The organism is Patulibacter americanus DSM 16676 (assembly GCF_000420025.1).
GTDB classification, from domain to species: Bacteria; Actinomycetota; Thermoleophilia; order Solirubrobacterales; family Solirubrobacteraceae; genus Patulibacter; species Patulibacter americanus.
Map to the genome: position 1 here is coordinate 79,476 of NZ_ATUD01000011.1, position 23,750 is coordinate 103,225.

A 23,750-nucleotide genomic window follows, 5' to 3' on the forward strand; every position below is an offset into this window, starting at 1 on the left:
CCTGGATTGTACGAACACGTGTTCCCGGGGCGCGTGGGGCGGCCCCAGCGACGCACGCAGCCGCGCGACGCCCGCCCGCCCGCGGCAACCGCCTGCCGCGGCGACTCGCCCCGCTCAGTCCCCCACGCGCGCCGCGAGCCCCGGGTAGCGGCGGACGAGCCCGTCGCGGTCCAGCTGCAGGTCGGCCGAGAAGCCGCCGTGGTCCCGGGTCGAGAAGCGCACGACGGTGCCGTCCTCGCCGCGCGAGCGGTGCTCGTAGCGCTGCCACGAGGGCACGAGCTGGAGTGAGGGGACGTCGACCCACGCCATGAGCAGGTCGTGCTCGCCTTCGTGAACGTGCAGCGCGTGGCGGCGCACGGGCATGAGGTTCGTGAGCGGCGAGCCGCCGAGGTCGCAGTCGATCGCGCCGCGCACCGCCGCCACGTCCCCGCCGGGCTCCGGGAAGGGGGCCTTCCCCGTCTCGCCCGCGTCGCACGTCCAGCCCCCGGCTCCGTCGTGGCGCAGGTCGAGCGAGCGCGACCACCCGGCGCCCGTGGACCGCAGTCGCAGGCGCTGCGTCTCCCAGTTCGCGCCCGTCTCCAGCTCGTACTGCAGCCGGTAGGGCACCGGGTCGACGCCGAGCTGCGTGCCCGTCGCCCGCACCCGGTCCGCCTCGAGCCGTACGACGGCCACCTCGGCGCGCCACGCGTCGAGCCCTTCCCACACGATCGCGCGTTCGGCCATCGACCGAGGCTAGCGGGGTAGGTGTCTCGTCCCTGTAAGCGGGCTTGCGCGGCGCGCTAGAGCCCCAGATCGCTCAGTCCCGGGTGGTCGGCCGGCCGCGCGGCCGAGAGCTCCCAGCGGAACAACCGCTCGGACTCCTCGATCGCGACGTCGTTGATGCTCGCGTGGCGGTGCGACATCAGGCCGTCGGCGTCGAACGCCCAGTTCTCGTTGCCGTGCGCCCGGAACCACTGGCCGGCGTCCGAGCGCCACTCGTAGGCGAACCGCACGGCGATCCGGTCGTCCCCGAACGCCCACAGCTCCTTGATCAGCCGGTAGTCGTGCTCGCGCTCCCACTTCGCGGTGAGGAACGCCACGATCTCGTCGCGTCCGGTCAGGAACGTCGACCGGTTCCGCCACCGGCTGTCGGGCGTGTACGCGCCGGCGCAGCGCTCGGCGTCGCGCGAGTTCCACGCGTCCTCGGCGGCCCGGACCTTCTGGATCGCGGACTCCTGGGTGAAGGGGGGCAGCGGGGGGCGGGTGGCCATGGCGGGGATCTTCCTCCCCCGGGAGGTCGGCCCCGTCGCGCCGGGCGGGTCACCCCGGCCCGATCCCCACGCCGCCTAGGCTGTCCCCGTGGCGACCGCGACCTCGAACCCCTCCCCGTACGGCCCGCCGGCCCCCGCCACGGCCGACGCGATCGTCGTTGAGGGGCTGCGCAAGCGCTACGGCAAGGGCGACGGCCCCGAGGCCGTGAAGGGCATCGACTTCCGCGTGGCGCAGGGCGAGATCTTCGGCCTGCTCGGCCCGAACGGCGCGGGCAAGACGACGACGATCGGCGTCATCACGACGCGCGTGCGGCCGACCGGCGGTCGGGTCCTCGTGGACGGACTCGACGTGACGGAGGAGCAGGTCGCGGTGAAGCTGCGCCTCGCGGTCGTCCCCCAGCGGTCCAACCTCGACCGCAGCCTCTCCGCCCTGGAGAACCTGTCCTTCCACGCCGCGTACTTCGGGTTCTCCCGCCGGGCACGGAAGGAGCGGGCGCTCGAGCTGATGGAGCGGGTGGGCCTGAAGGGCCGCGAGGACGACCGCGTCGACCAGTACTCCGGCGGCATGGCGCAGCGGCTGATGATCGCCCGCGCGCTCATGCACCGGCCGCAGATCCTGATCCTCGACGAGCCGACGACGGGCCTGGACCCGCAGTCGCGCCTGTTCCTCTGGGACACGATGCGCGAGCTGCGGGAGCAGGGCACCACCCTGATCCTCACGACGCACGACATGGCCGAGGCCGATCAGCTCTGCGACCGCATCGCGATCGTCGACCACGGCGAGGTCATCGCGCTCGACACCCCGCGCGGCCTGCGGCGCCTGCTGCCGTCCGAGCAGGGCAGCGAGCTGGTGGTGGCCTCCCGGGACGGCGCCGATGCTCCCGCGGGCGACGAGCTGGCGCACCTGTTCGCCGACGTCCCGGGCGTGGAGCGCACCGACCCGACGGGCACGGCCGAGGACCGCACGACCGTCCGCGTCTACGGCACCGCCGACGCCGCCGACCTGGTGGGCCGCGTCACGGCCGCCGACCTCGACCTCGTGGAGCTCCGCCGCCTGGAGGGCTCGCTCGAGGACGTCTTCGTGCACCTGACGGGGCGCGAGCTGCGGTAGGGGGCGGATCGCGCACCGTCAGTGGGGCGCGAGCTGCGGTAGGGGCGGACCCCGCCCCGTCAGTCCTCGACCGGGTCGCGCACGCGGCGGGCGGCGCGCCAGAGCACCACCGCCGCGGCCAGCGGCCACAGCGTCAGGCAGAGGTCCATCGCCAGCCCCGGGTCCGCCTCGGAGCCGCCCGTCACCACCTGCACGAGCAGGATCAGCCCGAAGACGCCCAGGAGGACCCCCGCCGCCCACGCCAGGGGCTCGCGGCCCAGGGCCGCGGCCCGGCGGCGCTCCGCCGCACGTCCCAACGCCGTGTTGATCCGCTGCACCGTCCCGGCGTCCTGCTCGCCGCGCCGCGTCACGAAGCCCGCGTCGTCCGCGATCGCCCACAGCTCCTGGACGACCTCGCGCGGCTCCTCCACGTCGTCCGGGGTCAGCACCCTCCAGGCGAGCGTGCGGACCTGCAGCCGCCCCTTCCCGTCGTCCGGGGCGGCGCGCGCGTGCACGAGCTCGAGGCGGTCGCGTCCCTCGTGGGTGCCGTGCAGGACGAGCACGCGGCCGCCGGGGCCGGGGACGCCGCGCTCGAGGGCGCGGCCGGGGACGCGGGCCGCGTCGAGCACGCTCCGGCGCAGCCGCTGGCCCGGAGCCCGCCGCTCGCGCCAGCGCAGGCCGAGGATCAGCGCCACGGCCAGGGCGACGGCGGGGTAGCCGATGATGCGGTTCGTGGCGGGCACGTCGGCCCGGCTGATGCCGCCGAAGACCACCATGGCGACGAAGAGCGCGAACCACGCCGTGCCGAGCCGGCGGCGGCGCACGCCCTTGGGGATCGCCGGCGCCAGCGGCGCCCGGCGCTCCGCCTCGGCGGGCCACTGCGGGGGCCGGTGGCCGCGCGGGTCGCGGGGGTCGACGGCGACGCGCTCCAGCGCAGCCGGGTTCCAGAGGAGCGGGCGGGCGCGGACGAGCCGTGCGGCCAGCTCGGCGTGACCGGCGTCGGTCAGCGGCTCGGGATCCCAGCCCGGACCGACGGGCTCGCGCGGATCCACGGCGGGCAGGTCCGCGCGCGCGGCGGCCACGAGCGCCCGGTCGTCGCGGCGTGCGTCCCGGGCGGTCGCCGGACCCGCGGGCCGTCCGTCGTCCCGCGGCCACGCCACCGTCCGGCCGGCGTCGGCGCGCAACGCCACCTCCGCCAGACGACCGACCACGTCCTCGGCGCGACCGGGGTCGTCGTCGGGGACCCGCTCCTCCTCGAGGCTGCGCACCTCGAGGAGCGCGGCGTCCTCGGCGTGCCCGCGAGCCCACAGGAGCGAGACCCGCAGCGCGCCGGGCTCCCGCACCACGGCGACCGTCGCGCGCGCCTCCGGATCGTCGGCGGCCGGCGCCGCCGTGCCCGCGGTCGCGCGTCGGCGCACCATCACGCCCCGGCGGACCCGGCGCACGGCGAACCGCTCGGCGGCGATCCCGGCCGCGCCGGCGAACCCGAAGATCGCCCCGAGTCCGGCTCCGGACTCCAGGCCCCGATCGACCGTCTCCCGGAGGACCTCCTCGCCGAACAGCTCGCCGAACAGCGGATCGAGCAGCGCCGCCGCGGCCATGGCGAGCAGCAGCGTCCCGATCACGGCGCCCACGACGACGAGCAGCCGCCCGCCGACGGCGGAGGGCACGCCCCGCAGCCCCACGGGCGCGAACGTCACGCCGAGCTCGTACAGCTCCCGCGACGACAGGCCGACGTGCCCGTCCAGCTCCGCGCGCGGCACGGGCCGCGGGGGCGCCTGCTCGATCCGCCGGCGCAGCTCGGCGGCGCCCCCGTCCGTGAGGGGGTCGAACGCCGGGCTGGTGCCCGCGGCGGAGGGATCGGGCTCCGGCATCGCGCCGACCCTAGTCGGCGGCGCCCGGCGGCGCGGTGGCGCCCGCCGCGCGCAGCATCCGACGCCGGGGCCCGGGGGTCCCCTCCCGTAGCCTCCCCGTGGATGTCCTCCGTCCCCGTGCCCGCCGCGAAGGGCACCCGCCGCCGCGCGTTCCTCGCGATCCTCTCCCGCGACCTGTGGGTCACGCTCCGGCGCGAGCCGGGCGGGTTCCTGGCCCAGGCGCTGCTCCAGCCGATCTTCTTCCTCTTCATCTTCGGCCGGGTGCTGCCGGAGATCGGCCAGGCGCAGGGCAGCTACGGCAGCCTGCTGCTCCCCGGCGTCATGGCGCTGACGGCGATCACCGTCTCGCTGCAGAACGTGGCCCTTCCCCTCGTCATCGACTTCTCGTTCACGAAGGAGATCGAGGACCGGCTGCTGGCCCCGCTCCCCGCGTGGGCGGTCGGCGTGGAGAAGATCATCCACGCGGCGCTGCGCGGCGTCTTCTCCGCGTTCGTCCTGCTGCCGATCGCGGCGTTCGTGCTGCCCGACGGTCTGCAGCTCGGGAACGCGTCGTGGCCCGCGCTGATCGGCGTCATCGTCGGCGGCTCGCTCGCCGGCGGCTGCCTCGGCCTCGTGATGGGCACCGCCGTGCCGGCCAACCGCATCAACATCGTCTTCGCGGTCGTCCTCACCCCGCTCCTCTTCACGGGCGCGACGTTCTACCCGTGGTCCGCCCTGGACTCGCTGCGCTGGTTCCAGATCGTCACCTTGCTCAACCCGCTGACCTACGTCAGCGAGGGCGCGCGGGCCGCGATCGGCACCGGCGACCACCTCGCCACCTGGGCGATCCCCACGGGCATCGTCGGCAGCATCCTGCTCTTCGGCGCGATCGGCCTGATCGGCTTCCGCCGCCGCGCGGTGGACTGAGCGTCAGGAGCGCGTCGGGGCCGCCCCGGGGTGGGGCCCCGTTCAGGCGTACAGCACCGACGCGCGGTCGGTGTCGAAGTACTCGCGCACGTCGGTGATCAGGCCCTCGCGGACCGTGAACCGTGCGATGTACGCGTTCGCGTAGTCGTGGCCGCCCACGGTGCGCGCGGTCGTCGACCACTCGAGGACGGCGGTCTCGTCCTCGGCGGTGAGGCTCAGCAGCTCCATCTGGACCGACTCGGCCACCAGCCGCGACCGCGCCTGGGTCAGGAACTCGTCGACGATCGCCTCGGGCCCACGCCAGGTCCCGGAGTACGGCAGCGCGCCGGCGACCCACCACGTCGCCTCGGGTGCGAAGCACGCGCGCAACGCGTCGTCGTCGCCCGTCATGGCCGCTTCCACGTAGCTCTGGATACGGGTCTTCGCGGACATCGGGTCGGAACTCATGGCGCGAGTATACGAACAGACGTTCGTACCATGTGGGCGCTGTCCGCGCGATGCCCTGTCAGTCCCCCGACGCCGCCTGGTTCTTCGCGTGCAGCGCCTTCTGCGTCGCGCCGGAGCGGGCGAGCGGCATCGCGTAGTTCGCGACGTAGGCGACGTCCTCGCGCCAGATCGCCGCGGCGCGCTGGCCGTCGATCGGGCCGCCGTGGCCCGGGATGACCCAGTCCGCCTGGTCGACGAGCGGCTTGAGCACGTCGAGGGTCGCGCGGTACTGGCTGCGGGAGCCCTCGTGGTCGTGCCAGGTGGGGATCTCGACGGGCGAGAGGTAGTCGCCGCAGATCAGCGTGCGCGCCCACGGGACCCAGATCGCCATGCCGTCGGCCGTGTGCCCCGGCGTCGGGTGCAGCTCGAGCTCGTGCTCCTTCGGCGCGCCGCCCTCCGGGTTGTCGCCGCCGCCCAGCGCGATCTTCCCCGGCACCGGCAGGGCCTGCAGCTCGCCGAGCTTCAGCGTCGACGGACCGGGGCCGCCGGAGCGGTCGACGTAGTGCTCCGCGTCGAACTCACGCAGCGCGCGCACCGCCTCGCCCGAGTGGCCCGACAGCCGCGCGGCCGTCGTCTCCGCCACGCCGAGCGCGGCCTCGGGGAACGCGAACCGGCCGAGCACGTGGTCCCAGTCGCCGTGGGTGGCGAGCAGTCCCGCGACGGCGAACCCGGCCTGACCGGCGACCTGGGCGGTCAGCTCGAGCTCGTCGGGGTAGACCGGCGAGTCGATCAGGAACGCCTCCCGCGGCGCCGGCCCGGCGCTCCCCCCGCCCGCGGCGGACGGCGCGTCGGTGTCCGCAGGGGCGCGGACGATCGCCGCCGCCGTCTGCCACACGCGGGAGACGACGACGAGGACATCGGGATGGACGGCGAGGGCACGCATCCCTCCGAGGATCGCACTCCGCCGGACGCACCGGCGTGTGGACGGGGGACGCGCACCCCGGGCCGGGCGACGGCGGGTCGCCCGCCCGGGACCGCGAAGTCTCGCCGCGCGGCGCCGGGCCGCGCGACCGCCCCGACGGGCTACTTCAGGCCGAGCTCGCGCACGGCGTCGAGCAGCGTCTTGACCTCGACCGTGGGGGCCTTCGTCTTCGGCTCGAGCTGCTCGCCGTGGCGGTTGATCCAGATGACCGGCACCTTCGCCTTCAGGCACGGCGCCACGTCGGAGTAGTAGCCCGACGCGATGTGGACCCAGTTCTTCTTCGAGCCGTAGCGGCGCGCGATCTCGGTGAAGTGCGCGGTGTCGGGCTTGTAGGAGCGGACCTGCTGCGCCGTCACGACGAGGTCGAACTCGTGACGGATGTGGCGACGGGTGACGCCGAGCAGCTTGTCATCGATGTTCGAGACGAGGCCCGTCTTGAACTCCTTGCCGAGCTTGCGCAGCTGCGGCATGGTCTCGCGGAACGGACGCCAGCGCTCGACGGAGTCCGGGAGGAAGTTGGCGCGCGCCGGCTCGAGGCGGAGGTCGTCCCAGCCGAGCTCGGCGGCGACCTCGCGGGCGGTGCGGCGGAGGACCTCGGCGTAGAGCTCGTACGAGCCCGCCGCGATCTCGCGGTGCTTCTCGTGGAAGAGGTTCAGCAGGCGGTCCTTCTCGAAGGTGAAGCCGTCCTTGCCGGCCTCCTTCGTGAACGCCTCCACGATCCCCGCTTCCCAGTCGATCAGCGTGCCGTACACGTCCATCGTGACGAAATCGATCTGCTTGGGAAGCGGCATCCCTTCGATTATGACTGGTCGACGCCGTCAGCGGCCGCCCGCCTGCGTTTCGGCGCATTGCCGCTTGCGCCCAGGGGGGCTCGCGGGACGCATCCGCCACCTCGCGGACACCCGTGCCCGGCCCCGTGGGGTGCGGCCTCAGCGCGCGGCGGGCTGCGGCGAACGCAGCACCAGGCGGGCCCGGGCGCCCTCGCCCTCCGTGCCCAGGCGCTCGCCGTGATCCACCACGAGGTCGACGACGTCGGCGGCGATCGTCGCCGCGGCGCGGTCGAGCGGATCACCGCCGGTCGACCGCCATCCGCGGGTGACGCTGCCGTCGTCGTCCCACACGCCGATCGTCGTGCCCGGCGCCGCGAGCGCCGCGGCGTCGATGACCCGCACGGCCGAGGAGTCGGGCGCCCGACCCTCGACCCGCGCGTGCAGCACGCCGCGCACGGCGTCGCGCAGCATCCGGAACCGGGCGAGCTCGGCGCGGGTGACCTCGCCGTCGCCGTCGAGCAGCCCGTGCTGCTGCAGCCAGGCGGTGAGCTGCCCGGCCGCGTCGGCGGCGTCGCGCGAGGGCTCGCCGCTGTTCGCGAAGGCGAGCGAGACGGTGCTGCGCTCATCGAGGCAGGGGCCGGTCATGGGCACACGCTACCCGCTGCCGACCCCATGCCCCGGCATCTCAGCCCGTGAGCGAGCGGTAGCGCCGCAGGCTCAGGAACGCCGCCACGACCGTGATGCCGACGATCCAGAGGACCGAGACCCACACGTCGCTGTTGGCCGGCGCACCGAGGAACAGGTGGCGCGTCGCGTCCACCAGCGTCGTGAACGGGTTCGCCTCGGCGAACTGGCGCAGCCCGTCCGGCATCGTCGACGGGGGCACGAACGCACCCGACGCGAACGTCAGCGGGAAGATGACCGTGAAGCCGATCGCGTTCGACGTCTCCGCCGACCCGGCGGACAGCCCGATGAGGCAGAACACCCAGGAGAACGCGAAGCCCAGGCCGAGCAGCAGCACGATCCCGAGCAGGACGCGCAGGATGTCCGTCGCGAACGAGAAGCCGACGAGCAGGCCGACGGCGATCAACACCGCGAGCTGCAGGGCGTTCAGCGCCAGGTCGGCGAACGCGCGGCCCGACAGCACCGCGATCCGCGACATCGGCAGCGACCGGAAGCGGTCGATCAGCCCCTTCTTCATGTCGTCCGAGATCGCCAGGGCGGTCACGAACCCGCCGAAGGCGATGGACTGCACGATGATCCCCGGCATCAGGAAGTCGGCGTAGTTGTCGAACCCCGGCGTCTGGATCGCGCCGCCGAAGACGTACCGGAACAGCAGCACGAACATGACGGGCTGGATCGTGTAGCCGATCAGCAGGTCGGGCTGCCGCGGGATCCGCCGCAGCTGCCGGAGGGCGAGCACGCCCGTGTCCGAGATCGTCCAGCGCAGGCTGCTCATGCGGGGACCTCCGCGTCGTCGGTCGCATCCTCGGCGGGACGCCCCGTCAGGGTCAGGAAGGCGTCGTCCAGCGTCGGGCGCCGGACCGTGACGTCGGAGACGGCGACGCCGGCGTCGTCCAGGCGCCGCACGGCGGCGACCACGCCACCCGCGTCGGAGCGCAGGGGCACGGACAGGCGGGAGCCGTCCACGCCGACGTCGGCACCGGCCTCCGCCAGCGGGCCCAGCGCGGCGCGCGCCGCCTCGGCCTGGGTCGGGTCCTCGAGCGCGACCTCGAGCCGCGAGCCACCGACCCGTGCCTTCAGGTCGTCCGAGGTGCCCTCGGCGATGACCTCGCCGTGGTCGATGACCGCGATCCGGTCCGCCAGGCGGTCGGCCTCGTCGAGGTACTGGGTCGTCAGGAGCACGGTCGTGCCCTCGGACACCCGCTCCTCGATGGTCTCCCACAGCGCGTTGCGGCTGCGGGGGTCCAGGCCGGTGGTCGGCTCGTCGAGGAACAGCACGGGCGGGCGCACCACGAGCGCGGCCGCGAGGTCGAGCCGGCGGCGCATGCCCCCGGAGTACGTCGAGGCGACGCGGCCGCCGGCGTCCACGAGGTCGAACTCGGCCAGGAGCTCGTCGGCGCGCGTGCGCGACTGGCTCGGGCTCAGGTGGTAGAGCCGGCCGACCATGGCCAGGTTCTCCCGGCCCGTGAGGTACTCGTCGACCGCGGCGTACTGGCCCGCCAGGCCGATCCGGGAGCGCAGCTCCTGCGCGTCCTTCGTGACGTCGAGGCCGGCGACGCGCGCGGTGCCCGCGTCGGGCTGCAGCAGGGTGGTGAGGATGCGCACGGCGGTCGTCTTGCCGGCGCCGTTCGGGCCCAGGACGCCGAGGACGGACCCCGTCGGCGCGACGAGATCCACCCCCCGCAGGGCGTGGACGTCGCCGAAGGAGCGACGGAGGCCGTGGGCCTCGATGGCGGGTTCGGAGCTCATCGGGTGTGCACCATATATGGCGCGTCGGCGCTCGCCTGGAGCGGCACCGGCGGGCGGTGGACGGGTCGGAGGGGGACGGTCATGGACGCATCCTGGACGGCATCGCGGACCGTTGCGGTCCGCATGGGCGGGCGGTGGCGCGTCGGGGCCGCGCGGGCGGTGGTGGGGCGTTGCGGCATCGGGAATCCGGCGCAGGGGACGGCGGGCCGGGCGGCCGCACCTGGCCCCTACGACCCGCGCCCCGCCGCGAACTCATCGGCCGCGGTGGTCCGGCGTCGCTCCGTCGCCCGATCCGACCCCGGGTAGGTCCGTCCGCGCCCCGTCGGCCACGGTCCCGGGCGGTGACCACGAGACGGACACGCGCTCTCCCGAGCGGAGGACTAATGTCCCCGCAAGGTCGTCGCCGGGGGCTCTACACCCTCGTCCGGCGTCAACGAAAGTGCGACGCGTACGACGCGCACCCATCCGGGTCCGTCACCCGTCGTGCGCTTCCCAAACGACTCAGGAACCGCCACATGGACCTGCTCGAGTACCAAGGCAAGCAGCTGTTCGGTAAGCACGGCCTCGAGGTCTCGGACGGCAAGGCCGTCACGACCGTCGAGGATGCCGTCGCCGCAGCCAACGAGATCGGCTACCCCGTCGTCGTCAAGGCCCAGGTCTTGATGGGCGGCCGCGGCAAGGCCGGCGGCGTGAAGCTCGCGTCGAACGAGGACGAGGCTCGCGAGCACGCGACGAACATCCTCGGCCTCGACATCAAGGGCCACATCACGCGGACCCTGTGGATCGAGCACGCCTCGGACATCGAGACGGAGTACTACGCCTCCGTCCTCCTGGACCGCTCGGCGAAGAAGCCGCTCGTGATGTTCTCCACGGAGGGCGGCATCGAGATCGAGACCGTCGCCGAGGAGACGCCGGAGAAGCTCATCAAGCAGCACGTCGACCCGCTCGTCGGCCTGTCGAAGGAGCAGGCGCTCGACATCGCCACGCAGGGCAACGCGGACGAGGACGTCCGGGAGGGCGTCGCCGACGCGCTCGTCGCCCTCTACACGGTGTGGATCGAGGAGGACGCCTCGCTCGCCGAGATCAACCCCCTCATCGTCACGCCGGACCGCCAGGTCAAGGCGCTCGACGCCAAGGTCTCGCTCGACGACAACGCGTCGTTCCGGCACCCGGACCACGCCGAGCTGGGCGACAAGGCCAACCTCGACCCGATCGAGGTCAAGGCGGCCGAGCAGGACGTCGTCTACGTCAAGCTCGACGGCAACATCGGCATCCTCGGCAACGGCGCCGGGCTCGTGATGTCGACCCTCGACGTCGTGGCGCAGGCCGGCGGCGAGCCGGCCAACTTCCTGGACGCCGGCGGAGGATCCGACGCGGCCAAGGTGACGCAGGCCGTGGAGATCATCCTCTCCAACGAGAACGTCAAGGCCGTCCTCTTCAACATCTTCGGCGGCATCACCCGCTGCGACGAGGTCGCCAACGGCCTCATCGCCGCGTTCAAGAGCCTGAAGCCGACGGTCCCGTTCGTCGTCCGCCTGGACGGCACGAACGACGTCGAGGGTCGCCGGATCCTCGAGGAGGCCAACCTGCCCAACGTGCAGGCGGCGAAGACGATGAACGAGGCCGCCGAGATGGTCGTCGCGGCGGCGAAGGGGAACAGCTGATGTCGATCCTGGTCACCGAGAACACCAAGCTCGCCGTCGCCGGCATCACCGGCCGCGAGGGTCGCTTCCACACGCTGAACAACAAGAAGTACGGGACGAACGTCGTCGGTGGCGTGAACCCGAAGAAGGCCGGCGAGAACGTCGAGGGCATCCCCGTCTTCGGCGACTGGGAGACGACGGTCAAGGAGTCCGGCGCCAACACGGCGATGATCTTCGTGCCGCCGCCCTTCGCGGCGCAGTCGGCCCTCGAGGCCGCCGCGGCCGGGTGCGAGCTCGTGATCATCATCACCGAGGGCATCCCGGCCCACGACGAGCTCAAGCTCTACAACACGGTCAAGCGCGACTACCCGAACACCACGGTCGTCGGCCCGAACTGCCCGGGCATCCTGTCCCCGGGCAAGGCGAACGTCGGCATCATCCCGGCGTCCTTCTTCAAGCCGGGCAACGTCGGCGTGGTCTCGCGCTCCGGCACGCTGACCTACCAGATCGGCAACGAGCTGGCCCAGGCGGGATTCGGGAACTCCAGCATTGTCGGCATCGGCGGCGACCCGGTCCCGGGCTCGTCCTTCGTCGACATCATCGAGCGGTTCCAGAACGACGACGAGACCGAGCTCATCGTGCTCTCCGGCGAGATCGGCGGGTCCGCCGAGGAGGAGGCCGCCGAGTACATCGCCGAGCACGTGACGAAGCCCGTCGTCGGCTACATCGCCGGCTTCACGGCCCCCGAGGGCAAGCAGATGGGCCACGCCGGCGCCATCGTCTCCGGCTCCGCCGGCACCGCGGCCGCCAAGGCCGAGGCGCTGGAGTCCAAGGGCGTGCGCGTCGGTCGCACCCCCACCCAGGTCGCCGAGATCGCGATCGAGATCCTCAACGGCTGAGGACACCCTGCGGGGAGGCACCACGGAGGCGCCTCCCCGCCGCGCCTAGCAAGCGGGCTGCCCCTGTTGCCGGAGCAACCCCTCCGCGATAACGTCGTACGCAACCCGGGTCCGCCGTGCTTCCTCCATCTTCAACAACGGGCCGACACTTCAGTCCACGCAGTTCCTCGTCTGGGTCGTCCCAGCATCAGGGGGACCCTCGCCTGGCGACAAGCTTGTTCGCTCGTTCGGCAATAGCAGAGGCCTGCCGGGGCAGTTCAACGGGCGTCGCCGCGCAAGGGCTTCGCTCGCTGGCCGAAAGAGGGACCATCCCTGGGGACGCGTCCCGTGCCGAAGCGCTTGACTCGGTGGCCGCATGGCTGTCCAAGAACTACCGCGACGAATCGATCTACAAGAACGCGGTCGCGAACAACATCCTTTTCGGCCGGCACAGCCCTAGAACCACGGCGATGCTCCAAGAGTTCCGAGTGCGCCGGTCCAAAGCCGACTGCGTGATCGTCAACGGCTCGGTCCACGCCTACGAAATCAAGACGGAGCTCGACTCGCCCGCCCGTCTGGCGAAGCAGCTTGCGGATTACCGCACGGTGTTCCCGAAAATCTCGGTAATCACCGACGAGCGCCTCGCACGGCGATACGTTGACCTACTTGACGGGTCGCCCGTCGGCGTCGTAGCACTCTCCCGCGGTCGGGCGCGGCTGAGCGTCAAGCGAGCAGCGACATGGGACGGAGCAGGCCTGAGCGTCGAGGCGTTGATGCGCTCCCTCACCAAGCCGGAGTACACGGATCTCGTCACGACAGCCACCGGTGTTGCGCCCGACGCCCCGAGCGGTGTTTTTTTCTCGCGGTGCCTGAGTGCCGTGCGCGACCTCGGACCCGTCGAAATTCATGAGCTCTGGGCCGATCAACTGCGGCGACGGAAACTCCGCGAACCACGAGCGCTGGGTGCTGATTGCATGCGGCCCATCCGGCACGTGTGCGTAGATATCAACCCTGACGCCCCGCAGGCCCGGAACTTGCGTCAGTGGCTTGAGGAGCCCGCCGCATGAGCACGTATTTCCCGATTTTCCGCGGTAAGCAATTCGAGCTCATCGCCATCCGGGAGTTTGCGCGCGCGCGACCTGGCGGGACAATCGTGCATCCCATCATCGAGCCCGTCCGTGACCCCAGCGGCAACACGGGCTTGGCTCGGACCATCACCAGTCTCGAGGAGCACGGTTTTCGCTACACGGTGATCGTGAACCCCGCCAAGGGAGACCTCGCGGATCGCGGGGACGCGCCCGCCGTGATCGTCGAGAGCATCGACGCGTCCGACGCCACGATCGAGCACCTCTGCTTCGGCGTCTCGCTTCGCGCGGGAGGCAACAGCGACGATGCAATCGACGCCATCAGGGGTTCCTCACTCTCCGACGCACCGCTCAATCTCATCTATGACAAGCCGACGGCCGGGCCGAGAGACCTCGGTGAGTTGCGGCAGCAGGGCATCTGGCTTCACGTCGCGGAAGCGAAAAGCGACGTTCGGAGCCTCAACGCCTTCCCACGGAGCTTTTCCTGCGTACAACTGGACCGGACATTCAAGCGCCTACCACGCAATACGGCATACGTCGATAAGGCACCATCGGTCTTCTGCAACGCACACCTCTACTTCGAGGAAGACGGGTTCGTCGGCATCTCGGACTTTTTGACGATCGGGGACGATTATTCCGAGGGCGGCGGACTGCCGTTGGCCCTCGTGATCCACCTCACGTACCAGGATCCCGCCGATCAGCTCATCTACATTCGGCACTTCTGTTCCACGAGCAACGAGGACCAGTCCGACCCCGGCGGGAAGTTCCTAGAGGCAGTATCGAAGCTGGTTGCGTTCATCGACGATGAGGGTCTCGACAACCCCGCACTTGAGCAGTTCCGCGCGTATCACCGCGAACAGCGGTTTCCGGGCCTTGGAGTCGTTAAGAAGCTCTCCATGCAGAACCACCTGTACGTGATGGACGACGCGCTGAGCTAGCAATGGATTGCTGCCGGAAGTGCTTCCAGGGCCATGCCAATCCGCTGGCGGCGCAGACGGATGAGACGGCCGATATCGGCAACTGCGACCTCTGCGGCATCCCGAATACGAACGTCTGGGACGCCGAGGTCCTCCTTGACCAGTTCTCGGCATTGCTATCGCACTATGAGACGTCCGACGAGGGAGCGGCGCCCTCACTCGCGGAAGCACTACAGGGCGATTGGCGGCTCTTCGCGCACCGCGCCACCCCTCAGGCGACAGCTTTCCTTCGCGCGGTATTTGCGGATGAGCCCGTTCCACTCCCGCTCGATCGACCGGCAAGGCTCCGCCGCGAGAACGCTGCCGCGACTGATCACTCAAACGCGTGGGCACGGTTCACAGAAGACCTGATGCACCGCAGCCGGTACTTCCCGGCCGCAGCATCGAACCTCGAGTTTTTCGAGCAAATCGTCACCTCCCGAGCCCGTCGGGTCAAGCCAGGAGTCACGTTCTTTCGCGCGCGGGTATGCGAGACGCCCGACGGGCTTCCACCTAGCCAGATGTCGATGCCGCCCGCCCCGTTGGCGACCGCGGGACGCGCTAATCCGATCGGGATACCTCACCTCTATCTCGCCCGCGAACCCGAGACGTCAATTCGCGAGTGTCGTGCGGTACAACATCACTTCGTCACCGTTGCCGAGTTCAAGACGACGGCCCCGATCAGAGTGCTCGGTCTTGACGATTTCTCGCCGTTGGACCCGTTCGAGATCGAGAACGACGCGGCGTCTCGACTCGACGCGGCACGCACGATCGAACGACTCGGTCGAGAACTGCAGCGACCGGTCCGGCCAACCGACAACGAGGTCGAGTACGTGCCGACGCAATGGCTTGCCAGCCTCGTGCAACACCTTGGGTTGGACGGCATCCTCTACTCGAGTTCGCTCCATCCTTCAGGCACGAACGCAGTTCTCTTCGACGATGGGCTCGTTGCCGTTGACCCGAACCCTAAGACGTACGAGATCACGGCAATGACGCTCGACCGTAGGCTCGTTTCCTAGCCTTCCCACCGTCGTCCCTGTGCGCCGGTACCGTCCCGCACCATGAGCACCCCCGCGTCCCCGGTCACCGCCGACAAGCAGATCGCCTTCGTCCAGGCCTCCTGGCACAAGGAGATCGTCGATCGCGCGCGGCTGTCCTACATCGACGAGATCGCGCAGCACGGCTACGCCGTCTCGCAGATCGACGTCTACGACGTGCCGGGCGCGTTCGAGATCCCGCTGCACGCCAAGCGGCTCGCCGAGACGGGGCGCTACGCCGCGATCGTCGCCGCGGCCCTCGTGGTCGACGGCGGCATCTACCGCCACGAGTTCGTCGCCACCGCGGTGATCGACGGGCTGATGCGCGTCGGCCTCGACACCGGCGTGCCGGTCATCTCCAGCGTCCTCACCCCGCACCACTTCCACGAGCACGAGGAGCACCTCCGCTACTTCGGCGAGCACTTCGTGACGAAGGGCGCCGAGGCCGCGCGCGCGACGGTGCGGACGATCGCCTCGCTCGACCAGATCTCGTAGGCGTCGGGGAAGGAGTCCGCCGACCGGCGTCGAATCCCGGTCGGTCGACCGCCGTCCGTGTATCCGCCGGTGCCGTGCGTACAGTGGGCGTGTGCCCGGCTCGCTGGACTTCAACGGGGTGCTCTCCGCCCTCGGGGCCGGCGCCAAGCGCTCCGTGCCGGTGCACCCCCTCGACGACCTCGCCTCGGCGGCCGCCATCGCGCGCCGCCAGCTGCGGTCGTTCGACCCCGCCGCGCCCGAGGACCCGGCGCCGCCCGTGGCTCCGCGGGTTCGTCGCCCCGGCCGCTGACCGCTCGCCCGGCCCCTCGGGGCTACGGCGTTCACGGGCGGCCCACTAGGCTTGCGCGCATGGCCGACTCCATCTCCTTCTCCCGTGGCGCGCCGTCCGCCGACATCGTCGACGTCGAAGGCCTGAAGCAGGCCGCCGTGCGGGCGTTCGAGAACGATCCGGCCGGCGTCACGGGCTACGGAACCGCCATCGGCTACGTGCCCCTGCGCCGCCTGATCGCGGACAAGCACGGGGTGCCCGAGGACCACGTCCTCGTGACGAACGGCTCCATGCAGGCCGACGCGTTCCTCTTCGACGAGGTCGTCGGGAAGGGCGACGCCGTCGTCACGGAGCGCCCGACGTACGACCGCACCCTGCTCGGCCTGCGTGAGCGCGGCGCGGACGTCCACCTGGTCGGCCTGCAGGAGGACGGCATCGACATCGACGAGCTGCGCGGCCTGCTCGAGGGCGGCCTGCGCCCGACGCTCGCGCACGTCATCCCGAACTTCCAGAACCCGGGCGGCTCGACGCTGTCCCTGGAGAAGCGCCGCGCGCTGCTCGCGCTGGCCGAGCAGTACGGGTTCCTCATCTTCGAGGACGACCCGTACGTCGACGTGCGGTTCACCGGCGAGTCGCTCCCGCGGATGCTCGAGCTCGACGCGCCCGAGGGCTCCACGACGCCGAAGAACGTCGTCTACGCCTGCAGCTTCTCCAAGACCGTCTGCCCCGGCGTGCGCGTCGGCTACCTCGTCGGCAACCCCGAGCTGATCGCGAAGATCCAGCGCCGGGCGACGAACACCTACATCTCGCCGAGCCAGGTCTCGCAGGCCATCGTCTACGAGTTCGTGTCCTCCGACCGGTTCCCCGCCGCGCTGCAGAACGTCAAGGACGCGCTCGCCGAGCGCGCCGGCACACTGGGCACCGCGCTGCGCGAGCACCTGCCCGAGGCGACCTTCGTGCAGCCCGAGGGCGGCTACTTCCTCTGGGTCTCCCTGCCCGAGGGCAAGGGCCACGACTGCGCCAAGATCGCGAAGGAGGCCGCGGACCGCGGCGTCCAGATCGTCAAGGGCACGGACTTCCTGATCGAAGGCGGAGAGAACGCCTTCCGCCTGGCCTACTCCGCCGTCAAGGCCGAGCAGATCGACGAGGGCGTCCGCCGCCTCGCCGAGGCCGTGCACGCCGCGAAGGGCTGACCGCCCGGGCGGCCCTGGCCGCCGTCCCGCCGTCGCCGACCGGCGGCGCAGCAGCCGTACCGGAGGCCCCGCACCGCGGGGCCTTCGTCGTTGAGAGGAAGCCCGGACGACGCGCCACATGCGCGCGCCCCACCCACGTCTGCAAGCCCCGCTCCCGAACGAACCGGACCGTAGTCCGCTTTGGTGCTATGGTGCTTCGCAGGAAGTTTCAACCGCAACCATCAGGACCGAATCACCATGGACATCGTCTTTCTCGTCGGCCGCGTACTGCTCGCCGTCATCTTTCTTCTCTCCGCCGTCGGACACATCACCCAGCGCAAGGGCATGGCGCAGTACGCCGCGTCCAAGGGCATTCCCGCGGCCGAGGCCGGCGTCGTCCTGAGCGGCCTCGTCTTCGCCCTCGGCGGTCTGTCGATCCTCCTCGGGATCTGGACCGACCTCGGCGCCCTGCTGATCGCGCTGACGCTCATCCCCGTCACGCTGATGATGCACGCGCACTGGAAGGAGACGGATGCCCAGGCCAAGCAGGGCGAGCAGATCCACTTCAACAAGAACCTCGCCCTCATCGGCGGCCTGCTGATCCTCTTCTACTTCGTCAACCAGACGCAGGACATCCCGGCCGGCATCACGGGCCCGCTCTTCGGCAAGTGGTAAGGGGTGCGGGCCCCGCCCCGAGCTTCTCGGGGCGGGGCGCGTAGGACTGCGGCAGGGCTCGGGGCACCCGCAGGGGTGCGGGCCCCGCCCCGAGCTTCTCGGGGCGGGGCGCGTAGGACTGCGGCGAGGCTCGGGGCGCCCGCAGGGGCGTCTCCCCGCCGAACGATGAAAGCCGCCCCACGGGCGGCCTTCGTCATGCGGGTCGTGCCTTGCCCCCCCCTCAGCGGCCGCCGGACTCCACGTCGAAGTCGTAGGCCGCGAGCAGCTGGCGCTGCGCGTCCTCGAGGTAGGCGGACAGCTCGGCCTGGGCTTCGGGGATCGCGCCCGAGCGGATGAACTCGAGGATCACCCGGTTGCGGGGCAGGTACGCCTCGTGCAGCCGGCGGGGCTCCGTGATGACCGAGAAGACGAGTCGCAGTTCGGCGAGAACGCCGCGCATCACCTCGACGGCGCGGGTGCTCCCCGACAACGCGACGAGCGCGAGGTGGAACGCGAGGTCGCCGCTGCCCACCGCCGCCCAGTCACCGGCCTCGGCGGCCCGCTCGGCGGCGAGCAAGGGGGCCTCGACGTCGGTGAGGTCCGGGTCCGGGCCCAGACCGTCGATCGCCGCGGTCTCCAACAGGCGGCGGAGCGTGTAGAGATCGCCGACCTCCTCGCGGGGCAGCGACCGGACGAAGACCCCGCGGTTGAGCTCGTGCTCGAGCAGGCGCTGGTGGCTGAGCAGCCGGAACGCCTCGCGCAGGGTGTTGCGCGAGATCCCGAGGCCCTTGGAGATCGCGTCCTCGGCCATCCGCGTCCCGGGCGGCAGGGCGCCATCGATGATGCGGTCGCGCAGGTACTCCGCCGCGCGCTCCGCGGTTCCGGTGCGGGCGATCGTGCTGCGGCCGGCCCGCAACAGGCCCTCGTAGTCCGGGCCCACCACGTCGTGCTCCATCCGACGATTCAATCACCCAAAGCGGGGAAGAGCCATGTGTGAGATTGACGCATTGTTCAACAATCGTTATACCTCTCGCAGCAGGAAGCACTCACCCCTACTGGAGCTGTCCCGTGTCCGAGGTCGATCAAGCACCCCCAGCCGACCGTCCGCCCGCATCCGGCGGGCGCGTCCCCAAGGTGGTCTCCCACCGGCTCGCCATGACCGGGGCCGTCTTCCTGATGGCGATGTCGGCCGTCGGGCCGGGGTTCCTCACGCAGACCGCGAAGTTCACCGAGACCTACGGGGCCTCCTTCGCGGCGGTGATCGTGCTCAGCGTGGTGATCGACCTCGCCGTCCAGCTCAACGTGTGGCGCGTGATCGGCCTGTCCGGGCTGCGTGCCCAGGACCTCTCGAACGTCGTGCTGCCGGGCTCGGGCTACCTGCTGGCCGGGTTGATCGTGTTGGGCGGGATCGTCTTCACCATCGCGAACATCGCCGGCGTCGCGCTCGGGCTGCACAACCTCGCCGGCATCGACCTGCGCATCGGGGCGGTCATCGGCGCTGCCCTCGCCATCCTCGTCTTCTCCTACAAGGCGTTCGAGGGGACCATCGACAAGGTCGCGATCGCGCTCGGCGCGGTCAAGATCGGACTGATCGCCTACGTCGCCATCGCTACGAGCCCGCCCGTCCTGGAGGCTGCCCAGCGCACCGTCGACCCGCACGGCCTGGACTTCCTGCCGGTCCTGACCCTGATCGGGGGCACGGTCGGCGGCTACATCACGTACGCCGGGCCGCACCGTCTCATCGAGTCCGGCACGATCGGCCCCGACCACCTGCGGCGGATCAGCTGGGGTTCGGTCAACAGCATCCTCATCACCGGCGTGCTGCGCCTGCTGCTGTTCCTGGGCGTCCTCGGCGCGGTCGTCGCCGGTGCCAAGCTGAACGAGGCCGATCCCGCCGGATCCGTGTTCCGGTTCGCGGGCGGCGAGACCGGCGCTCGCCTGTTCGGCCTCGTGCTCTTCGTCTCTGGCCTGCTCAGCACGGTGGGGGCGTCGTTCACCTCGGCGTCGTTCGTGAAGACGCTCGTTCCGACGGTGGCGCGGCGCTTCAACCTCTCGATCAGCCTCTTCATCACCGTCGCCACGGTGGCGTACCTGATCCTGGGCGAGACCCCCACCGAGCTGCTCGTGTTCGCCGGAGCGTTCAACGGCCTGATCCTCCCCTTCGGCCTGGCCGTGGTGATCTGGGTCGCCTGGCGCCGGCGGGACCTCCTCGGCGGGGCGCGTTACCCGCCCGTGCTGCTGATCGTGGGTGCCGCCGCCTGGCTGTTCACGGTCTACGCCGGCTGGGAGTCCCTCAGGCTGCTCCCCACCATCTTCTCGTGAGCCCGAGCTCCGAACGCGATAGGGGAACCGGAGTACTGTCGAGCGATGGTGCAGCGTCGGGCGTGGGCCGTGAGGCGCCTTCGGTGATCGATCTCAACGCCGATCTGGGTGAGGGCGCCGCCGACGACGAGCAGCTCCTCGGCGTCGTCACCAGTGCGAACGTCGCCTGCGGCTTCCACGCGGGCGACGACCGCATCATGCGCCGGAGCTGCGCTGCTGCGGTCGAGCGCTCGGTGCGCATCGGGGCACACGTCTCGTATCTCGACCGCGAAGGCTTCGGGCGTCGTCCGCAGAGCCCTGCGCCCGGCGTGCTGCTGGGCCACCTGCTCGCGCAGCTCGAAGCGCTCGACGGCCACGCCGGTGCCGAAGGCGCGCGTGTGGGGTACGTCAAGCCCCACGGGGCCCTGTACAACCGGTGCGCGACCGACGTCGAGCAGTCCACGGTCGTCGTCGACGCGATCCTCCAGCACGATCCGACGCTCGCCGTGCTCGCCATGCCCGGAACGGTCCTCGCCCGGGTCGCCGCGGAGGCCGCGGTGACGGTCGTCGCCGAGGCCTACGTCGACCGGCGGTACCGCTCGGCGACGGAGCTCGTCCCGCGGAGCACGGGCCGCGGGTCCCTGAGCGCCGACGAGGCGCTGTCCCAGGCCCGGCGGCTCGCCGCGCGGCAGCCCATCGAGGCCGAGGCCGGGTGGGTCGAGGTCGCGGCCCGGTCGCTCTGCGTCCACGGCGATGCTCCCGGGGCCGCGGAGCTCGCCGCGCTCGTCCGCCAGAACCTGCTGCGCGACGGCGTCGAGCTCCGAGCGTTCGCATGAGCCGCCTGACCGCGCACCCCGTGGGCGACCGCGCCCTCCTGGTCGAGGTCGCGGACAACGCCGCGGCCCAACGACTGTTTCGCTTCGCCCACCGCACCCTCGATCTGGAGGACGTGATCCCGGGCCACCAGACGGTGCTGATGGTCGGGCGGGACCGCGCGCCGCGTCTCGAGGACCTCGGGTCCTGGGAGAGCGACGAGGAGCCGGCCCGTGCGGACGCGTTTCCCGTCGTGCTGTCGGTGACCTACGGAGGCCCCGACCTCGACACGGTGGCCGAGCGGTGCCGCATGAGCACGGAGGAGCTCGTCCGTCGCCACCTGGCGGCCGAGTACACGGTGGCGTTCATCGGCTTCGCCCCGGGCTTCCCGTACCTGATCGGCGGGGACCCGCTGATCCAGCCGCCCCGTCGCACCGAGCCGCGCACGCGGGTGCCCGCCGGAGCGCTCGCGATCGCCGGGGAGTACACGTCGATCTACTCCAAGGCGGGGCCCGGCGGCTGGCAGATCGTCGGGTCGTCCGACGCCCTGCTCTTCGACCCGACCCGCGAGTCCCCCGCGCTGCTGCAGCCGGGCGACACCGTCCGCCTCGTCGAGGGCCCCGCGTGATCGAGATCGAGCATCCCGGCGCCTTCACCACCGTCCAGGACCTCGGGCGGGCGGGCTACGGCCACCTCGGCGTCAGCCGTTCCGGCGCCGCCGATCGGGACTCCCTCAAGCTGGCCAACCGCCTCGTCGGCAACCCCGAGGCGGACGCCGGCCTGGAGTGCACCCTCGACGGCCCGCGGGTGCGCCTGCACCGCGACTGCACCGTGGCGATCACCGGTGCCCCCGTCGACATCGCCGCCCTCGACGGCATCGAAGTGTCGATGAACTGCGCGTTCCCCGCGCCCGCCGGGTCGGTCCTGCAGATCGGCCGGGCGGTCGCCGGGGTGCGGTCGTACGTCGCGTTCTCCGGCGGCATCGCCGCGGCGCCGATCCTCGGGAGTCGGTCCTGGGACATGCGGGGCGAGATCGGTCCCCCGCCCGTGGCCGCCGGAGCGTGGCTGGCGCTGGGCGACCCGACGTCACCGCCGCCGGCGGTCGACGCCGTGCCCGTCCCGTCGATCGAGCGCGCGGTCACCGTGACCGTGAGCGCGGGCCCGCGCGCCTCGTGGTTCACCGCCGAGGCTCGCCGCGGCCTGCGGACGGAGCGGTTCGTCGCCACCGGCGACGCCAACCGCATCGGCGTCAAGCTCCGCGGTCCGGCGCTCACCCGCCAACGCCCGGACGAGCTCCGCTCGGAGGGCATGGTGCCGGGCGCGGTGCAGGTCCCGCCGTCGGGTCAGCCGATCGTCCTGCTCGCCGACGTCCCGACGACCGGCGGGTACCCGGTCATCGCGGTCGTCGCCGAATGCGATCTGGGCAAGATCGCGCAGCTCCGGCCCGGGGACGAGATCCGCTTCGCCTTCGACGGCACCTGGGGCCGCGAGGTCGCCGCCTAGGATCCGGCGCGCAACGGCCGGCTAGGACGCGGCCCGCACGCCGCCGCCTCGGGCGTCCCCGCGAACGCCGCCTCGGGCGTCCCCGCGAACGGCCGCCTCGGGCTTGCCCGCTACCGCCCGAAGGCGGCCTGGTCGAGCACGACCGCGGCCGGCAGCCCGACGCGCGCGGGCGGCGAGGGGTCGGCCTTCACGGAGACCGTCTCGGCGGCGGAGCTCGTCAGGCGGTGGGCCACGCCCTCCGCGTCCTCGAACGTGACGTGCTCGTCGTCGTGCTCGGTGACGGTGCCCTTCAGGCCCGGCTGGACGCCGGCGCCGTAGAGGTAGTGGAGGACCTGCTCGGCCTCGTTCTCGAACCGCAGCACCTGGATCGTGGCGCCGACCTCGACGTCCGCCAGGGGCGCGCCCGGGATGCGCTGGCCGACGGCGATCGGGTGGCCGTGCGGGCACGTCGTCGCGGTGCCGATGGCCAGGCGCATGCCCTCCTCGATCGCCGGGCTCATGGCGTGCTCCATGCGCTCGGCCTCCTCGTGCACCTCGTGCCACGGGATGCCGAGCACGTCCGTGAGGAACCGCTCGACGAGCCGGTGGCGCGAGACGACGTTCTCCGCGACGGACAGCCCGCGGTCGGTGAACGAGATCCGCTTGCGCTCGTCGCGGCTGATCAGGCCGTCGGCCTCGAGGCGCTTGACCATCTCGTGCACCGTGGGCGCCGAGAGCAGCATCGCGCGGGCCACGTTCGCCGCGGTCAGCGGCAGCTCGACCTCGTGGAGCCAGTAGAGGGTCTCGAGGTATTCCTCTTCGCCGGCGGTCGGGTGAGCCATGGGGCCATCGTAGCCGTCGGGGCCGCGAGCGACGGGACGTCCTGACGCCGACGCGCCACGACGGCTGCGGTCCGGCCGTCGGCGCGGAGCCCGAGCGCTCCCGGAACAGGACCGCCCCGCCCCCGGCTCGGCGCCGGTACCGTAGGGCGTATGAACTCGCGGCACTCCTCCTCCAACGACGGCGGCCTGACCGCGCTGGACGCCGTCAAGATCGTCGCGATCATCGTCGCCGTGCTCGTGGTGATCCGGGTCGCCGCGTCCGTCGTGGGCGCGGTCGTCAGCCTGATCTGGACGGTCCTGATCGGCGTCGCCGTGATCGCCGCGCTGTGGATCGCCTGGGGCGTCTTCTCCCGCGGGCGCGGAAGCCGCTCCTGAAGCCGCTCCGCGTGCCCG

General features: G+C 71.8%; 27 protein-coding genes. 16 read left to right on the forward strand and 11 right to left on the reverse strand.

Going from position 1 to position 23,750, the window contains the following annotated elements:
* Positions 1-114 precede the first annotated feature (114 nt).
* Positions 115-723, reverse strand: coding sequence for a putative glycolipid-binding domain-containing protein (locus F593_RS0116495; RefSeq protein ID WP_022929856.1), 609 nt, complete (start codon positions 721-723; stop codon positions 115-117).
* A 56-nt stretch (positions 724-779) separates the two neighbouring features.
* Positions 780-1,250 (reverse strand): nuclear transport factor 2 family protein, encoded by a 471-nt coding sequence (locus F593_RS0116500; protein WP_022929857.1) that lies wholly within the window; start codon positions 1,248-1,250, stop codon positions 780-782.
* Positions 1,251-1,338: 88 nt separating this feature from the next.
* Here F593_RS0116500 and F593_RS0116505 point away from each other — a divergent pair, with 88 nt between their 5' ends.
* On the forward strand, positions 1,339-2,361 hold the full coding sequence (locus F593_RS0116505; RefSeq protein WP_022929858.1) for an ABC transporter ATP-binding protein: 1,023 nt from the start codon (positions 1,339-1,341) through the stop codon (positions 2,359-2,361).
* 59 nt (positions 2,362-2,420) lie between these two features.
* Here F593_RS0116505 and F593_RS0116510 read toward each other — a convergent pair whose 3' ends face one another.
* Positions 2,421-4,214, reverse strand: coding sequence for a hypothetical protein (locus F593_RS0116510; RefSeq protein WP_022929859.1), 1,794 nt, complete (start codon positions 4,212-4,214; stop codon positions 2,421-2,423).
* A 102-nt stretch (positions 4,215-4,316) separates the two neighbouring features.
* Between F593_RS0116510 and F593_RS0116515 the strand changes: the two genes are divergently transcribed.
* Positions 4,317-5,120: an ABC transporter permease gene (locus F593_RS0116515; protein WP_022929860.1), complete on the forward strand. Its 804-nt coding sequence runs from the start codon at positions 4,317-4,319 to the stop codon at positions 5,118-5,120.
* Positions 5,121-5,162: 42 nt separating this feature from the next.
* Here F593_RS0116515 and F593_RS0116520 read toward each other — a convergent pair whose 3' ends face one another.
* The 6 genes from F593_RS0116520 to F593_RS0116545 form a co-directional block, all read right to left on the reverse strand.
* Complete coding sequence (locus F593_RS0116520) at positions 5,163-5,567, reverse strand: nuclear transport factor 2 family protein (RefSeq protein ID WP_022929861.1); 405 nt, start codon at positions 5,565-5,567, stop codon at positions 5,163-5,165.
* Positions 5,568-5,625: 58 nt separating this feature from the next.
* Positions 5,626-6,489, reverse strand: coding sequence for an MBL fold metallo-hydrolase (locus tag F593_RS0116525; RefSeq protein WP_022929862.1), 864 nt, complete (start codon positions 6,487-6,489; stop codon positions 5,626-5,628).
* A 140-nt stretch (positions 6,490-6,629) separates the two neighbouring features.
* Complete coding sequence (locus F593_RS0116530; protein ID WP_022929863.1) at positions 6,630-7,319, reverse strand: HAD family hydrolase; 690 nt, start codon at positions 7,317-7,319, stop codon at positions 6,630-6,632.
* Between the two features lie 138 nt (positions 7,320-7,457).
* Complete coding sequence (locus F593_RS0116535; RefSeq protein ID WP_022929864.1) at positions 7,458-7,943, reverse strand: ABATE domain-containing protein; 486 nt, start codon at positions 7,941-7,943, stop codon at positions 7,458-7,460.
* A 40-nt stretch (positions 7,944-7,983) separates the two neighbouring features.
* Positions 7,984-8,757 (reverse strand): ABC transporter permease, encoded by a 774-nt coding sequence (locus F593_RS0116540; RefSeq protein WP_022929865.1) that lies wholly within the window; start codon positions 8,755-8,757, stop codon positions 7,984-7,986.
* Positions 8,754-9,731 carry a daunorubicin resistance protein DrrA family ABC transporter ATP-binding protein gene (locus F593_RS0116545; RefSeq protein ID WP_022929866.1) on the reverse strand — a complete coding sequence of 326 codons (978 nt, stop codon included), beginning with the start codon at positions 9,729-9,731 and terminating at the stop codon, positions 8,754-8,756. The genes F593_RS0116540 and F593_RS0116545 overlap by 4 nt, the downstream gene beginning before the upstream one ends.
* 515 nt (positions 9,732-10,246) lie before the next feature.
* Here F593_RS0116545 and sucC point away from each other — a divergent pair.
* From sucC to F593_RS0116590, 9 genes are all read left to right on the forward strand, one after another.
* Positions 10,247-11,395, forward strand: a complete 1,149-nt coding sequence (gene sucC / locus F593_RS0116550) for an ADP-forming succinate--CoA ligase subunit beta (protein ID WP_022929867.1) — start codon at positions 10,247-10,249, stop codon at positions 11,393-11,395.
* Positions 11,395-12,273: a succinate--CoA ligase subunit alpha gene (gene sucD / locus F593_RS0116555; protein ID WP_022929868.1), complete on the forward strand. Its 879-nt coding sequence runs from the start codon at positions 11,395-11,397 to the stop codon at positions 12,271-12,273. The genes sucC and sucD overlap by 1 nt, the downstream gene beginning before the upstream one ends.
* A 347-nt stretch (positions 12,274-12,620) precedes the next feature.
* Positions 12,621-13,319, forward strand: coding sequence for a sce7726 family protein (locus tag F593_RS30005; protein WP_022929869.1), 699 nt, complete (start codon positions 12,621-12,623; stop codon positions 13,317-13,319).
* On the forward strand, positions 13,316-14,275 hold the full coding sequence (locus tag F593_RS0116565) for a sce7725 family protein (protein WP_022929870.1): 960 nt from the start codon (positions 13,316-13,318) through the stop codon (positions 14,273-14,275). Before F593_RS30005 ends, F593_RS0116565 begins: the two co-directional genes overlap by 4 nt.
* A gap of 2 nt (positions 14,276-14,277) precedes the next feature.
* Entirely contained in the window at positions 14,278-15,312 is a 1,035-nt protein-coding gene (locus F593_RS0116570) for an RES family NAD+ phosphorylase (protein WP_022929871.1), read from the forward strand.
* A gap of 42 nt (positions 15,313-15,354) precedes the next feature.
* Positions 15,355-15,825, forward strand: coding sequence for a 6,7-dimethyl-8-ribityllumazine synthase (locus tag F593_RS0116575; RefSeq protein ID WP_022929872.1), 471 nt, complete (start codon positions 15,355-15,357; stop codon positions 15,823-15,825).
* Positions 15,826-15,916: 91 nt separating this feature from the next.
* Entirely contained in the window at positions 15,917-16,114 is a 198-nt protein-coding gene (locus tag F593_RS0116580; protein ID WP_022929873.1) for a hypothetical protein, read from the forward strand.
* 59 nt (positions 16,115-16,173) lie between these two features.
* On the forward strand, positions 16,174-17,286 hold the full coding sequence (locus F593_RS0116585) for an aminotransferase-like domain-containing protein (protein WP_022929874.1): 1,113 nt from the start codon (positions 16,174-16,176) through the stop codon (positions 17,284-17,286).
* A 237-nt stretch (positions 17,287-17,523) separates the two neighbouring features.
* Positions 17,524-17,940 (forward strand): DoxX family protein, encoded by a 417-nt coding sequence (locus tag F593_RS0116590; RefSeq protein WP_022929875.1) that lies wholly within the window; start codon positions 17,524-17,526, stop codon positions 17,938-17,940.
* A gap of 220 nt (positions 17,941-18,160) precedes the next feature.
* Here the strand turns inward: F593_RS0116590 and F593_RS0116595 are convergent, their stop codons facing one another.
* Positions 18,161-18,874 (reverse strand): GntR family transcriptional regulator, encoded by a 714-nt coding sequence (locus F593_RS0116595; protein ID WP_022929876.1) that lies wholly within the window; start codon positions 18,872-18,874, stop codon positions 18,161-18,163.
* A 200-nt stretch (positions 18,875-19,074) separates the two neighbouring features.
* Between F593_RS0116595 and F593_RS0116600 the strand changes: the two genes are divergently transcribed.
* The 4 genes from F593_RS0116600 (at position 19,075) to F593_RS26055 (ending at position 22,536) form a co-directional block, all read left to right on the forward strand.
* On the forward strand, positions 19,075-20,241 hold the full coding sequence (locus F593_RS0116600) for an NRAMP family divalent metal transporter (RefSeq protein WP_051160568.1): 1,167 nt from the start codon (positions 19,075-19,077) through the stop codon (positions 20,239-20,241).
* A gap of 83 nt (positions 20,242-20,324) precedes the next feature.
* Positions 20,325-21,056, forward strand: a complete 732-nt coding sequence (gene pxpA / locus F593_RS0116605) for a 5-oxoprolinase subunit PxpA (RefSeq protein ID WP_022929878.1) — start codon at positions 20,325-20,327, stop codon at positions 21,054-21,056.
* A complete protein-coding gene (locus tag F593_RS0116610; protein ID WP_033207944.1) occupies positions 21,053-21,661 on the forward strand; it encodes a 5-oxoprolinase subunit B family protein in 609 nt (202 codons plus the stop codon). Before pxpA ends, F593_RS0116610 begins: the two co-directional genes overlap by 4 nt.
* Positions 21,658-22,536, forward strand: coding sequence for a 5-oxoprolinase subunit C family protein (locus tag F593_RS26055; protein ID WP_022929879.1), 879 nt, complete (start codon positions 21,658-21,660; stop codon positions 22,534-22,536). The genes F593_RS0116610 and F593_RS26055 overlap by 4 nt, the downstream gene beginning before the upstream one ends.
* A gap of 110 nt (positions 22,537-22,646) precedes the next feature.
* On the opposite strand, the gene F593_RS0116620 is transcribed toward F593_RS26055, so the two are convergent.
* Positions 22,647-23,357, reverse strand: a complete 711-nt coding sequence (locus tag F593_RS0116620) for a metal-dependent transcriptional regulator (RefSeq protein WP_022929880.1) — start codon at positions 23,355-23,357, stop codon at positions 22,647-22,649.
* A gap of 150 nt (positions 23,358-23,507) precedes the next feature.
* Between F593_RS0116620 and F593_RS0116625 the strand changes: the two genes are divergently transcribed.
* On the forward strand, positions 23,508-23,732 hold the full coding sequence (locus F593_RS0116625; protein WP_022929881.1) for a hypothetical protein: 225 nt from the start codon (positions 23,508-23,510) through the stop codon (positions 23,730-23,732).
* Positions 23,733-23,750: the final 18 nt, after the last annotated feature.